Origin of the sequence: Rubrilithobacter danxiaensis (assembly GCF_047272945.1) — a bacterium.
GTDB classification, from domain to species: Bacteria; Bacteroidota; Bacteroidia; order Sphingobacteriales; family Sphingobacteriaceae; genus Rubrolithibacter; species Rubrolithibacter danxiaensis.
This window is the reverse complement of the sequence record NZ_JBKOPS010000007.1, coordinates 78,466-91,341: the sequence shown is the minus strand read 5'-3', so window position 1 is coordinate 91,341 and position 12,876 is coordinate 78,466. Positions and strand designations below refer to the sequence as shown.

Below are 12,876 nucleotides of genomic sequence, written 5' to 3'. Positions count from 1 at the left end.
AAGCGTTTTGGACCGGAATGTAGTTGCGAAGATAAAACCTTTTGTACTTAAAAGGTAAAGCGTATCCGTGTGCAGTTTATACAGCCAAGATTTTTACATCTATATTACCCCGGATTGCCTTATAATACGGACAGAATAAATAGGCTTCTTCAACAATCTCTGCTGTTTCTTCTACAGAAAGCCCGGGAATATGTACCTCAATATCAGCTGCAAGTAAATAACCGGAAGCATTTCTGTTTAAACTTGTCCGAACTGTAACAGTTGCCTTTTCTGTATCAATATTTGAAGATGCAGCAAACATTTTAATTGTACTTAGTAAAGATGCCCCCCATGCAGCAGCAAATAATTGTTCAGGATTTGGTTGGATTCCCAAGCCGTTTAATTCCTTTGGTTTTTGAATTGCTAAGTTTAACAGGCCATCGGTACTCTGTGCAAGTCCGTCCCGTCCGCCTGTAACCTGTACTTCTGCCTGATAAATAAGCTCCATTTTCTTTTAACAAGAATTTATATTAAAAGTTAGTTCTCTTTATTTTTTGGGTTGAAAATAATTTTATTTCTTTTTTGGATTTTCAATTCAATTTACTAACTTAGTATAACATCAAGTAACCATAATTTTGGCAGCCTGATCTACCGAGAAGAACGAAATTTTTAAGAAAATCATCAGTTCAAAGGAGTTTTATCTCTTTTCAGCTAAAGTCTGGTAACCATGCGTAAAGAGATAAAAAGGCAGGTGGCAGATTTCAAGATCTACGGAAACTGAAATCTGAAACAATAGATCGCTGAATTCATAGTTTCGAAAGAACATGAGATTATCGGATCTGTCAAATTAAAACTTGAAGCTTTAGAATAAGCTATGGCTTTTTTTAGAGTTAAAAGGGAAATTCTGCAGGCCAGCAGGTTTCCCTTTTTTATTTAACTTTTACTGCTGTTAACAACATGTTAATTACTGTTAGTAAGGTGTTTAAAAAAACAAAATATTTTTGTTTGCTTTATTAAGATATTCATCTAACTTAGTATCAAAGTTCAACAAAAGTACTTTGACAGCCTGAAAAGAAAGTTTCGGAACCAGGTTCTGAAACTTAACACTATGTCGTTAGATATATGAAAATCAGGTAAGCTTGTATAAAGATCTACGGATCTGAAAACAAGCGAAGGTCATTGCTGATAAGCATATCGGCACCAAAAGATGACTGGTCAGGGATACAGAACTTTTACTTTCTTAAAACTACGGTTTTGGAAAGTATAAACGGGAATCTTAATCGAACAGAGGCAGATTCCCGTTTTTCTTTTTAGCCTGTTTTCATTGTCAATTTTTGTAATTTGCATTATGTCCAGGCAAAACAATAAAATTGACACCCGTAAAATATTCGTTCTTGACACATCCGTAATATTATATAATCACGATGCCTTTTTAAATTTCCAGGAGCACGATGTTGCCATTCCAATTCAGGTTTTAGAAGAATTGGATAACCTGAAAAATGGCAATGAAACACGCAATTTTGAAGCACGAAGTTTTATCCGGCTTATTGAGAATATTTCTCAGAACCACAGGTTAAATAATTGGATTCCCTTACACGGCAACCGGCTGGGAAGCTTTAAAGTTATAATGGACCACAAATCGGGAACATATGATGCTGAAAAAGTTTTTGGAGAAGGAAAGTTTGATCACAGAATATTGAATGCAGCATTAAGCCTGCAAAAGGAACATCCTGACAAAAAAGTAATACTGGTTTCGAAAGATATTTGCCTACGTTTAAAAGCAAAAGCCCTGAATCTTCCGGCAGAAGACTACGAAACAGGAAAAGTAAAAAATGTAGAAGAATTATATTCCGGCACTACCACTGTCAACGTATCCGAAAAAATACTACAGCAGGTTAGTGAAAAGGGAATGAGCGCATTGAAAGGTATAAAAATCAATGTCCCTTCATCCAACCAGTTTATTTTGTTACAGGGTAAGGAAAAGTCGGAAATAGTATTTTACAGCTTACGAAACAAAAGCTACGAGAAAGTGCCTCAAAAAGCTGTTTTTAATATTTATCCTAAAAATCCTGAACAGGCCTGCGCTATACATGCCTTACTTAATCCGGAAATAAAACTGGTTACCCTTCAGGGAAATGCCGGAACCGGAAAAACACTTTTGGCCTTAGCTTCTGCGCTTGAACAAAGGAAAAACTACCGACAAATTTTTATAACCAGGCCAATTGTGCCTTTAAGCAATAAAGAAATAGGTTTTTTACCCGGGGATGTTAAATCGAAAGTTGATCCGTATATGGCACCTGTTTGGGATAATCTGAAATTTATCCGAGAACAGTTTAATGATGATACGAAGATACAGGCTAAAATTGACGAACTGGTTGAAACGGAAAAAATAGCAATTGCTCCTTTAGCATTTATCAGGGGACGAACGCTCACTAAAATTTTCTTTATTGTGGACGAAGCTCAGAATTTAACCCCTCATGAAGTGAAAACCATTATTTCAAGAGCAGGCGAACATACTAAAATTGTTTTTACAGGAGATATTTACCAGATTGATACGCCTTACCTTGACTCGGAAAGTAACGGCTTGTCTTATCTGATAGATAAAGCAAAAAATCATCCTCTGTATGCTCATGTAACCTTACAAAAAGGGGAGAGAAGCGAACTTGCAAACCTGGCTACCGAATTGTTATAAGAATTATAAATTGGAAAACACTTCTCATTCAGCATCCGGCTTACGTATTATTCTTGCTTTTGCTGCTATATACATTATTTGGGGATCTACCTACCTGGCGAATGCCGTGGCTATGAAAACAATACCGCCGTTGCTTATGGGAGGCACACGTTTTATAACCGCCGGCTTCTTACTTTTTTTGTGGACCAGTATTAAAGAAAAAAGCAGTATTACCAAAAATGACTGGATGCAAAATGTCTTTGCCGGCTTATTATTAATATTCGGCGGCCTGGGATCTATTTTATGGGTTCAGCAAACTCTTTCAACAAGTGTGGTTTCCATATTTGTAGCATCAATGCCAATCTGGATCACACTTTTTGATTTCCGGAACTGGAAAAACACGCTTAGGGATATTAAATCTGTTGCAGGGTTGCTGATCGGATTTTCAGGGGTCATTCTCCTCATCTCCGTGCGACAGGACGGAGATACTATCAATTCATCCGTGCTATTTAGCTTTTTTATTTTAATAGCTGGAAATATCTGCTGGGCTTTAGGTTCTTTGTATTCAAGGAATAAATCACCTTCAATTTCTTTTTTTAAAAGGGTAAGTATTCAAATGATTGCTGGTGGAATTGCCTGTATGATACTTGGTATTGCTCTTGGTGAGTGGAAAGAGTTGCATTTTTCAGCTATAACCACCGGTTCAATTCTCGGACTTGCGTACCTCATTCTTTTTGGCTCACTGATTGGTTATCTTTCTTATATATGGCTGTTAAACATTCGCCCTGCCTCGCAGGTAAGTACGTATGCTTATGTAAATCCGGCTGTAGCGGTGTTGCTCGGCTGGTTAATATTACATGAGAATATTTCCGGTAGTATGCTGATTGCATTAGTAATAATCCTGGCAGGAGTAGTTCTGGTAAACATATCCTCTTATCGAAATAAAGTTTAATGAGATACTGAAAGTCAACACAATCTCTCTTCTGTTGTTATATCGTAACATCAAAACCAACAACTATGAAATTACATGAAGAAGAATTTCCGGAAGAAAATGAAGATTTATCGCTTACAGGCCCTAATGAATTAAATGAAGAAGATCTGGAGCCCGAAGAAGATATTGTAAATAGTGAGAACATAGAAAATAACAGCGATAGTACAAACGATAATGACAAAATGGAAGATCCGGAAAATGACCTGGATGAAGATGAAGTTAAACGATTGTTTCCAGGAATGACTGAACAAAATTCGGATATGGAGGATTTAAACGATTCTGTTTAATGTTTCTGTAACATGATTAATAGTCTGAAATAGGTATTTCGGACTATTTTTTTAATCTTACAGCAAATTTTAAAATATGATTGATACCATTATATTCGATTTTGGCGGAGTATTAATTGACTGGAATCCTAAGTATTTATATAAAAAGATATTCAAGGATGAAGATGAAATGAACGAGTTTCTTGGAACAATTTGCACTCCCGATTGGAATGAGGAACAGGATGCCGGAAGATCTTTAAAAGAAGCTACCGAGTTTTTAATAGAAAAATATCCTGATCATGAAATAAATATCCGGGCTTATTATGACAGGTGGGAAGAAATGCTTGGAGGCGTTTTTGAAGGAACTGTTGAAATTTTGAAAAAACTGAAAGAAAGCGGCAAGTATAAACTCTACGGTTTAACAAATTGGTCGCATGAGACTTTTCCTGTTGCCCAAAGCCGGTACGAATTTCTGCATTGGTTTGACGGAATTGTAGTATCCGGAACCGAAAAATCAAGAAAGCCCTTTCCCGAATTTTATCAGCTTATTATAGACAGGTATTCTATAGTTCCTGCCAATTCAATTTTTATCGATGATAACCAGCGAAATCTTGAAGGAGCAGAAAAAATGGGCATCAATACGATTCATTTTATTTCTTCGGAAAAATTAAAAGCAGCACTGAACGAATGTGGTGTTGTTATATAGATTGCGCTTCAATCCAAAAGAAGAATTTAATAAATACTTACTGATTCACTAAAGAGGGCATTTGTCCTCTTTCTTTTTTTAATCTGTGTTTGAAATAAAAGGATTGAATCTATATTTTCCCTAAATTCAGCTTTCAAATTTTAAGTATGGCAACAGAAGTAAAGTGTCCGGGCTGCGGTTATCTTTTCCCGATAGAAGAGGTTATGACTGAGGAATATAAGAAAGAGCTTCGCGAGAAAATGAACTCTTTTAAAAAGGAAAAGGAAGATGAGTTTCAACGAAAATTAGAAGAATTTAACAGGAAAGCGCTGCAGCAGCAGGAGGAATTTGATAAAAAAATAGCTGAGGAAAAAAGCAGAGTACAAAAGGAACTGGAAGAGAATCTGCGTAAAACCATTTCCTCCGATTATGAAAACAAACTCCATCTGCTGGAATACTCCAATAAGGAAGCCGAAGAAAAGCTAAAGGAATCGAGGCTGAAAGAACTTGAGTTTCTCAAAAAAATGCAGGAACTTAAAAATAAGGAAGAGGAATTTGAAATTAATTTGCAGCGTAAACTACAGGAAGAAAGGAATCAGCTTGCCGAGCAGATAAAAAAGCAGGAGTTTGAAAAGAATCAGATTAAAGAAACTGAATTTCAATTACGCTTGCGTGAACTTGAAAAACAGCTTGAAGATCAGAAAAAACTGGCGGACGAGATGAAACGCAAAGCAGAACAGGGATCGATGCAATTGCAGGGAGAAGTACAGGAATTAATTCTGGAAGAGCTGCTTCGTACTTCGTTCCCTTTTGATATAATAACCGAAGTAGGCAAGGGCGTAAGAGGTGCTGATTGCGTTCAAACCGTACGCAACCAGTTTGGACAGGAATGCGGCAAAATAATTTATGAAAGTAAGCGCACTAAAGATTTTTCGGGAGACTGGATAGAGAAACTGAAAAAAGATATGCGCAGCATGGGTGTTGATGTAGCCGTTATTGTTTCGCAATGCTATCCAAAGGGAATGGATTGTTTCGGACAAAAAGATGGTGTTTGGATCTGTTCTTTTGAAGAAGCAAAAGCGGTAGCCTTTATCCTGCGAGACAGTATAATCAAACTTTATAGTGTTTCCGTATCACAGGAAAATAAGGGTGAAAAGATGCAAATGCTGTACGATTATTTAACAAGTTCTGAATTTTCCGAACAATGGAAAGCCATCAGGGAGGGTTTTATGAGCATGCGCTTATCTATTCAAAAAGAACGCGAAGCAATGGAGAAGTTATGGAAAGCACGTGAAAAGCAGTTGGAAAAAGTTTTACTGAATGCTGCTCATATTCGTGGTTCTATTGAAGGCATTGCCGGAAGTGATACGATTCAGATGAATTTAATAGATGATAACGACACTTTGATGTTAGATTAATTTTGCGTTATTTGTTTTTTACAATCATTAATAACTCTGGATTTGGTATAACTAATAGAAATTGTTAAAAATAAAAAGTTAATAATAACGATATTGTATATTTCCTGTGCTTTTATAACACTGTTTATTTTTAAAAACTATCTGTTTTTTTTACTATTAATAAAGTAACGGCTATCTGAATATTTAAAATATATCAGCACTTCCGGTTATTAATACAGGAAGAATTAAAACGCATTTAACAGGATATTTTCCTTGGTGCTTATGAAAATAAAGAGTTTTTTACGTACTTATTATCCTGCTTTTCTTATTCTGGTATCTTTAATTGCTTTTTCTTTTTACGCATTTTATGAATCCACTGTTTCTTTTAAAACACAAAGGGCGAAGCTTTTTGAAATCAGGATTCAGCGTATAACCGAAACTGTACGAACCCGGATAATAGATTATGTACAGATTTTACAGGGATGTAAGGCTGTTTTTTATGCCTCCGATAGTGTTACCGCAAAAGATTGGAAATCGTATACGGAAAATTTAAAGGTTTCTTCTAACTATCCCGGGATTCAGGCTATTGCATATGCACGCTACATTCCTAAACCTGAAAGCAGACAGGTCGAACAGTCGCTAAGAAAAACGGGGTTTCCAAATTTCAAAATCAGATCTACATTTAAGAATAATTACCTTTCTCCAATAATCTTTATTGAACCGTTGGATTTTCGCAATCTGCGGGCACTTGGCTTTGATATGTATAGCGAAACGATACGCCGTGAAGCTATGGACAGGGCAATTATAACAGGCAAAGCGGCATTGAGCCGTAAAGTTAAACTTGTCCAGGAAACCAATCAGAATGTACAACCGGGGTTTTTATTATACCTGCCCGTGTACAAGAATAACGAAATCATCAAATCTGTGGCAGACCGTAAAAAGAACATTATTGGGTTTGTATATAACGCCTTCAGGGCGTATGATTTGATGAATGCGGTATTAAAACAGTTTGACGATGTTGATATAGAGATTTATGATGGTAATACAGTTGAAGAAGAAAGCCTTCTCTATAACTCAGATTCTGTTTTACATGCTGCCCGTAAGTATAAAAATTATGAAAAAGACATCTATGCCGACACCGTTATTAATAATATTGGTACTCCATGGCACATACATGTTACCACCCGGCCAAATTTCGGGTCTGCAATAGAAAAGCGTCAGCCAATACTGGTTTTATTTTTTGGCTTAGCAATCTCTTCCTTATTATTTATGATAAGTTTAGGTTTTATTAAACGGAAAAAGGATGTTGATAAAGAATTAGTTCTCACAAAAGAACTGGAAAATAAAAAAGATGAGTTTATCGGGATCGCAAGCCATGAACTTAAAACACCTTTAACAAGTATAAAAGCCTATTTTCAACTTCTTGAAAGGGCAGAATTAAAAGAAAAGGAACGTGTTTTTGCAGCTAAAGCCAATACGCAGATTCAAAAGTTAAATAACTTAATAGCCGACCTGCTGGACGTTTCGAAAATCCAGTCGGGAAAACTGCAGTTAAATATCAGTACATTTTTGCTTAAAGACCTTATTGCTGATAGTGTAGAAAACGTTGGACACATGTTTGCAAGTCATGAAATAATAAAACCTGCAATAATTCCGGATATAACACTAAAAGGCGACAAGTTCAGACTGGAACAAGCCCTTTCAAACTTCCTGGTAAATGCCATTAAATATTCACCGGGGCAGGATAAAGTTTTTGTAGAAGTAGAACTTTTGAAGAAAAAGGTTATAATAAAGGTAAAGGACAAAGGAATAGGCATTTCAAAAGAAAATCAGAAACAGATTTTTGAGAAGTTTTTCAGAGCAAAGGAGCTTTCTCCAATTCTTTCGGGCTTGGGTATGGGCTTGTACATTTCCAGCGAAATAATAAAACAACATCACGGAGAAATTACTGTGCAAAGTGAAGTTGGAAAAGGTTCTGTTTTTGAAATTATTTTGCCACTTGAATAGTTAGTGTCTTTTAATATAATCTATACCTGATGAAAAGCTTGACAGATAAAAGAGAGCGTTTAAATCTTCTTTATACCTTATCGGGATGCGGATGAATCCATGGTTGACGATAAGGCCGCTGAAGAAGTGCATTTGCTTCCGGATCGTTTATAATTTGTCTGGTTTTAGGATCGTAAACTAAAGGGCGTCCGGTTTTCATAGACAAGTTAGCTAAAATGCAGCTGGCTGTTGAAATGTGTCCTTCTTCTATATCCGCTACAGGCCGGTTTCCATTTTTTATAGCTTCCAGGAAATTTATCATGTGCAAGCGGGTGGCAGGAGCTGCATTTAATTCTATTTGCGGTTCAGTAAGATCTTCAGGATACTTTTCTTTTTCGTAAACCACATCTTTGTGAATCTTTTCACCTTTTCCTTCAGGGATAAAATCATATTGCATAGTACTTGCCTTTAGTGTTCCCTTTTCTCCGTATAAAGTAAAAGCCCAGGGATATTCCGGATCGGCAGAAGTCCCCCAACTGCGGTGCTGCCATACGCAATTCAGGTTCTCGTATTCGAAAATGGCTGTTTGTGTATCTGAAATAGTTGACTTTCCTTCCTTATCAACAAAAATACCCCCGGTAGAACTGATCTTTTTGGGCCAGCCCAGTTTAAGCATCCAACGCACAGTATCGAACATGTGAATGCACATATCTCCCATAATGCCGTTTCCATATTCCATAAAAGTTCGCCACCATCTTACATGCGGAATTCCGTCATAGGGACGGAGAGGAGCGGGGCCGGTCCACATTTCATAATCCAGAAAATCAGGCACAGGCTGCACAGGTGGATTTCCGTTGTTTCGCATATGATAATAGCAGCACATTTCTACATGAGATATTTTACCAAGTAACCCTGCATCCACAATATTTTTCTTTGCATCGATCAGGTGGGGCGTACTTTTACGCTGTGTTCCAACCTGAACAACCTTGTTATATTTACGTGCAGCGGCAACCATCGCTTCTCCTTCCATCACGTCCACACTTATTGGCTTTTGAACATACACATTCGCCCCGGACTTAAGAGCTTCAATTGTTTGCAGGGCATGCCAATGATCGGGAGTGCCAATAAGAACAATATCGAATTCATTTTCAGCAAGCATTTTATGGTAGTCACCATAAAGACGCGGAGTTTTTCCGGATTTTTGCCGTTGGCTAACCATTTTTGCCGCATTTGCCAGCATATTTTTATCAGCATCACATAGCGCAACTACATTAACCGGCGCTACCTGTATTAAGCGAAATAAGTCGCTTTTTCCATACCAGCCGGTTCCTATCAGTCCTACACGATACTGTTTTGCAGGATTAATAATATCCATTCCGCTGGCGCCAAGTGCAGAAAGGGCAAGGGTGGCGGTAGTGCCCTGAAGAAAACGACGACGACTGATGTTGAAATTATCCATATAAACTCGAATTATAAAAGGTTAGGAGATGACGAAATTAAAGATAGATGTTTTTAAATGTATTTTAGTATCTAAGATTTTACTGTTTTTTCTTGAATTAAGAATTAAAAGTTAGCCAACGTTAAATAACGTAAACTTTATCTGTCCGAAGGTGTTTTTAAAGCTATTCAAATTTCAATAATCTACTCCATGAACTCTTCTGCCGTAAAGCCTCAAACTTCTCCGGTAAATTTACTGTGGACAGGAGGATGGGATTCTACCTTCCGGTTAATCCAGTTAATAATAGAAACAGACGCAATTATTCAGCCTGTATATATTATCGATCCGGAACGAGCTTCCACGTTAATGGAAATAACAACAATGAATAAGATTCGCCATAAAATTGAAGAAAAGTTTCCCGGTACAGGTAACCGTATTCTTCCTCATAATTATTATTCCAGGCTTGATATTCCCGAGGTTCCGGAATTGTCTAACAAACTTAAAGCTTTGAAACAGGAATCATTTATAGGACGACAGTACGATTTTCTTTCACGTCTTGCTTATACACAGCAAATTTCAGGTTTGGAGCTTGCTATTCACGTAGACGACAAGGCACACTATTTTATTAAAAATAAGGTTGTTAAAAAGCAAAGTCCTCTTATTGGGGAATATTTTGAAATGGATGAAGATAAACCGGACGAAAGTAACGCCTCTATTTTTTCCTATTTTCGTTTTCCGATACTAAACTGGTCAAAAGTTCAAATGATGAAATATGCAGAGGAAAAAGAGGTGTTAGATATAATGATGAGCACCTGGTTTTGTCACCAGCCTATTGCAAACCATCCCTGCGGAATATGTAACCCCTGCAAATATTCTATTGAAGAAGGAATGAAATTCCGGTTTGGAAAAGCTGCGTTAATGCGAAATAAGCTTTTTCCAATTTTTAGGGTAAAAAATGCCGTATTCCGGCGTTTAAACAATTTAATAGAAAGTTTCTGATTGGAATGTATTTATAATAAATCCGTTGTATTTGATGGTAAAACTGCCCTCATAGGATAGTATTCGTACCTGTTAATTTTTCCTGCAGGATCATTTTCAATAAAGGCAGTTAATTGCTCTTCAGAATCAACAGCAATTATACCAAGACCGTATGTACCCTTAGGATCAAACACAGGTCCAAAAACAAGAGCAACACCTCGATTCATATATTCGGTCCAGTAGCTAACATGTTGAAGCATAATATTCCGCTCATTTTCGGTCATTGTTTCTGCCAAATCCGGCCGTGACGGCACCAGATGCAGTACGATATTTTTTATCCATTATTTGAGCTTATAATTCTATATCTCTGGTAATTGCTTTCATTTTTTCAAGTCCTGTTTGTGCTACTTGCAATGCATCCTGCGAATAATAAGTTTTATTAAACACTTCAAGGGAAATAATCAGCGGCTTACCTGGGCTAGTCAAGGTTTTTAAAATTTGCCTCACAGGTGCAACTCCATCACCGGGATAAATCCTGTCAGCGTCTGTAATCTTTTCAGGAGATACGTTTGCCGGATAATCATTAACATGCAGAATTTCCACGGCTGAAGGGCTTACTAAATGCAGCGTATTTAAACCCGAATTACCTTTATACAGGTGAAATACATCCAACAGGATTTTAGCGGATGGGTGATTGCTTTCTAAAGCAACATACATAACTTCGCTTACACTCCCCAGGTTTTTTGAAAATCCCCAAAGTTCTAAATGCGGCATGACACCTGTTTGTTCGCCTGTTTCCAAAATAGTTCGATAACGTTCAGCTACTTTTTTAAGATCCAATTGAGGCAGCTGTGTTGCTCCAACGGGCGGAGCAGCAGTACGCTTACAACCAATCTGTGCAAGCATATCCATCTCCCGTTTCATCTGTTCAAGGCCTTTGTTTCTCGCAGCGTTATCATCTGTAATCCATTCAGCAAAGCCTATTGCATTTTGCACAGTTATTTCTAAATCATCTATAAGTTTTTTTGCGTCTTTTAATGTCCCTCCGGTTTTTAAATAAGTTTGCAAGGTGTCTATCCAAATCTCTACTGATCGAAATCCCGCTTTAGCGGCTGTTTCTAGTTCTTTGATAAATCCTAAATTATGCCCTCGTATCGTACTCATATTCAGGCAGTATTCAAACTGAGGTTTACGAATTGGAGCAGCATAATTTATTTCAGGAAGAAAAGAAACGGCGCCGGCAGCACCAAGGCCTTTCAAAAGCGTACGACGGGAAACAGGTAATTCAGACATTAAAAATTCAGATTTATTGATTTCAGCTAAAATAATTAAAAAGAAATTGCCGCAGTGATGCAATTTTATTTCCATAAATGCTTTTTATATACACACAAGAAAAGTAGAACACAGAGTGGTATATTTAGCGCAATTCAATTTTTGATGAGATCTGTAATTTGTATAGGATTCCTTTTAATCAGTTCCCTTGCTTTTTATTCCTGCAATTCATCTGAAGGAAGTGCTAACACCCGAGGGATAAAAAAGCCGTCATTTCAAAGCATTAAGGGGATCAGGTTTACAGAGGTGCGCAGGTCTTTTGAAAACGGACTTGCTTTTAATGAAATTGGCTTTCAGCAGGAACCCGAATGGGTAATGGAATTTTTATCAGATGATTCTGTAAAGGTTTATAGTCCGGAAAGGAAACGTTTTTTTCATTTTCCAGTTACTTTTAGTCACGATTCCGTTTTCAACTTTGCCGGCGAATGGTTCCGCTTCAAACAGCTAGGCCAGGATAGCTTGCTATTACAACTTTTGAAAGTAGAATCACGTGTTGTGTCTAAAGAAATGTCGAACGTATTAATGAAATTCTATTCTGATGCATACATTAATAAAGTTTTTCATGGTAACCTGGATAGTCTAAGAAAACCAAAAAAAAGAGATACCTTGTTTATCCGCTCTCTTGCCGAAAAGGCAAACAGAAATCCTGGAAATATTGACAGCGCTTTTGCAGCACGAAATCCTGTAGTTTTAAAAAGTAAAAGCCCTGTTATTGAAGTAAAAAAACTGCAGGTTGAAAAAGATCCGTTGAATAACATCAGCCTTTCAGACGCTTACATTCATCCTACATTTTACATTACCATAAACAAAGCATACAAAGATTTTAATCATTCATTTTTAGTTCTGGTGGATAACAAAGGAATAATGCATTATGGCAAGCCTTTGGAATTTATAATGCCCGAATTTGAAGAATCAAAGAAAAGAGTATCAAAAGGGATAATGGAAGTATATCTACAAAACTTATTAGAAATTACTCCGGGAAATACCCTGGGTCTACCCCATACCAGTTTAGTAAGTCTGCATGTTATCGGAAAAAGCAGGTAATGAAAATGTAATAGCTAAATAAAATGCTTTGTTTATGAAGTAATTCTTAATATTAAGAAAAGTTAAACTTAAACGCCTCTTTTCTTGTTTTAAAGGTATCTAAATAATC

At 36.9% G+C, this 12,876-nt stretch carries 12 protein-coding genes; 8 read left to right on the top strand and 4 right to left on the bottom strand.

Annotation, left to right across the window (positions count from 1 at the left end):
- Window positions 1-76: 76 nt before the first annotated feature.
- A complete protein-coding gene (locus tag ACLCDL_RS10670; RefSeq protein ID WP_423148282.1) occupies window positions 77-487 on the bottom strand; it encodes an Ohr family peroxiredoxin in 411 nt (136 codons plus the stop codon).
- Between the two features lie 840 nt (window positions 488-1,327).
- On the opposite strand from ACLCDL_RS10670, the gene ACLCDL_RS10665 reads away from it, so the two are divergent.
- The 6 genes from ACLCDL_RS10665 (at window position 1,328) to ACLCDL_RS10640 (ending at window position 7,996) form a co-directional block, all read left to right on the top strand.
- Complete coding sequence (locus ACLCDL_RS10665; RefSeq protein ID WP_423148281.1) at window positions 1,328-2,671, top strand: PhoH family protein; 1,344 nt, start codon at window positions 1,328-1,330, stop codon at window positions 2,669-2,671.
- Between the two features lie 10 nt (window positions 2,672-2,681).
- Window positions 2,682-3,602 carry an EamA family transporter gene (locus tag ACLCDL_RS10660; RefSeq protein ID WP_423148280.1) on the top strand — a complete coding sequence of 307 codons (921 nt, stop codon included), beginning with the start codon at window positions 2,682-2,684 and terminating at the stop codon, window positions 3,600-3,602.
- A gap of 65 nt (window positions 3,603-3,667) precedes the next feature.
- Window positions 3,668-3,928, top strand: coding sequence for a hypothetical protein (locus ACLCDL_RS10655; protein ID WP_423148279.1), 261 nt, complete (start codon window positions 3,668-3,670; stop codon window positions 3,926-3,928).
- A 76-nt stretch (window positions 3,929-4,004) separates the two neighbouring features.
- Window positions 4,005-4,613: an HAD family hydrolase gene (locus ACLCDL_RS10650; protein ID WP_423148278.1), complete on the top strand. Its 609-nt coding sequence runs from the start codon at window positions 4,005-4,007 to the stop codon at window positions 4,611-4,613.
- Between the two features lie 146 nt (window positions 4,614-4,759).
- Window positions 4,760-6,010 (top strand): DUF2130 domain-containing protein, encoded by a 1,251-nt coding sequence (locus ACLCDL_RS10645; protein WP_423148277.1) that lies wholly within the window; start codon window positions 4,760-4,762, stop codon window positions 6,008-6,010.
- A 261-nt stretch (window positions 6,011-6,271) separates the two neighbouring features.
- Window positions 6,272-7,996, top strand: coding sequence for a CHASE domain-containing sensor histidine kinase (locus ACLCDL_RS10640; RefSeq protein WP_423148276.1), 1,725 nt, complete (start codon window positions 6,272-6,274; stop codon window positions 7,994-7,996).
- Between the two features lie 70 nt (window positions 7,997-8,066).
- Here ACLCDL_RS10640 and ACLCDL_RS10635 read toward each other — a convergent pair whose 3' ends face one another.
- Window positions 8,067-9,434: a Gfo/Idh/MocA family oxidoreductase gene (locus tag ACLCDL_RS10635; RefSeq protein WP_423148275.1), complete on the bottom strand. Its 1,368-nt coding sequence runs from the start codon at window positions 9,432-9,434 to the stop codon at window positions 8,067-8,069.
- Window positions 9,435-9,623: 189 nt separating this feature from the next.
- Here ACLCDL_RS10635 and ACLCDL_RS10630 point away from each other — a divergent pair, with 189 nt between their 5' ends.
- The gene (locus ACLCDL_RS10630) at window positions 9,624-10,412 is read left to right on the top strand and encodes a hypothetical protein (RefSeq protein WP_423148274.1); all 789 of its coding nucleotides are present in this window, start codon (window positions 9,624-9,626) and stop codon (window positions 10,410-10,412) included.
- An 11-nt stretch (window positions 10,413-10,423) separates the two neighbouring features.
- On the opposite strand, the gene ACLCDL_RS10625 is transcribed toward ACLCDL_RS10630, so the two are convergent.
- Together ACLCDL_RS10625 and ACLCDL_RS10620 are read right to left on the bottom strand one after the other, a co-directional pair.
- Entirely contained in the window at window positions 10,424-10,675 is a 252-nt protein-coding gene (locus tag ACLCDL_RS10625; protein WP_423148273.1) for a YciI family protein, read from the bottom strand.
- Between the two features lie 67 nt (window positions 10,676-10,742).
- On the bottom strand, window positions 10,743-11,759 hold the full coding sequence (locus ACLCDL_RS10620) for a TIM barrel protein (protein ID WP_423148272.1): 1,017 nt from the start codon (window positions 11,757-11,759) through the stop codon (window positions 10,743-10,745).
- A gap of 69 nt (window positions 11,760-11,828) precedes the next feature.
- Here ACLCDL_RS10620 and ACLCDL_RS10615 point away from each other — a divergent pair, with 69 nt between their 5' ends.
- Window positions 11,829-12,767, top strand: coding sequence for a hypothetical protein (locus ACLCDL_RS10615; RefSeq protein WP_423148271.1), 939 nt, complete (start codon window positions 11,829-11,831; stop codon window positions 12,765-12,767).
- Window positions 12,768-12,876 lie beyond the last annotated feature (109 nt).

Bases quoted from the DNA above. Each gene is read 5' to 3' on its own strand.
- ACLCDL_RS10665 (WP_423148281.1), top strand. From the start codon at position 1,328: ATGTCCAGGCAAAACAATAAAATTGACACCCGTAAAATATTCGTTCTT.
- ACLCDL_RS10640 (WP_423148276.1), top strand. From the start codon at position 6,272: ATGAAAATAAAGAGTTTTTTACGTACTTATTATCCTGCTTTTCTTATT.
- ACLCDL_RS10630 (WP_423148274.1), top strand. From the start codon at position 9,624: ATGAACTCTTCTGCCGTAAAGCCTCAAACTTCTCCGGTAAATTTACTG.
- ACLCDL_RS10615 (WP_423148271.1), top strand. From the start codon at position 11,829: ATGAGATCTGTAATTTGTATAGGATTCCTTTTAATCAGTTCCCTTGCT.
- ACLCDL_RS10670 (WP_423148282.1), bottom strand. From the start codon at position 487: ATGGAGCTTATTTATCAGGCAGAAGTACAGGTTACAGGCGGACGGGAC.
- ACLCDL_RS10650 (WP_423148278.1), top strand. From the start codon at position 4,005: ATGATTGATACCATTATATTCGATTTTGGCGGAGTATTAATTGACTGG.
- ACLCDL_RS10625 (WP_423148273.1), bottom strand. From the start codon at position 10,675: ATGACCGAAAATGAGCGGAATATTATGCTTCAACATGTTAGCTACTGG.
- ACLCDL_RS10635 (WP_423148275.1), bottom strand. From the start codon at position 9,434: ATGGATAATTTCAACATCAGTCGTCGTCGTTTTCTTCAGGGCACTACC.
- ACLCDL_RS10620 (WP_423148272.1), bottom strand. From the start codon at position 11,759: ATGGAAATAAAATTGCATCACTGCGGCAATTTCTTTTTAATTATTTTA.
- ACLCDL_RS10645 (WP_423148277.1), top strand. From the start codon at position 4,760: ATGGCAACAGAAGTAAAGTGTCCGGGCTGCGGTTATCTTTTCCCGATA.
- ACLCDL_RS10655 (WP_423148279.1), top strand. From the start codon at position 3,668: ATGAAATTACATGAAGAAGAATTTCCGGAAGAAAATGAAGATTTATCG.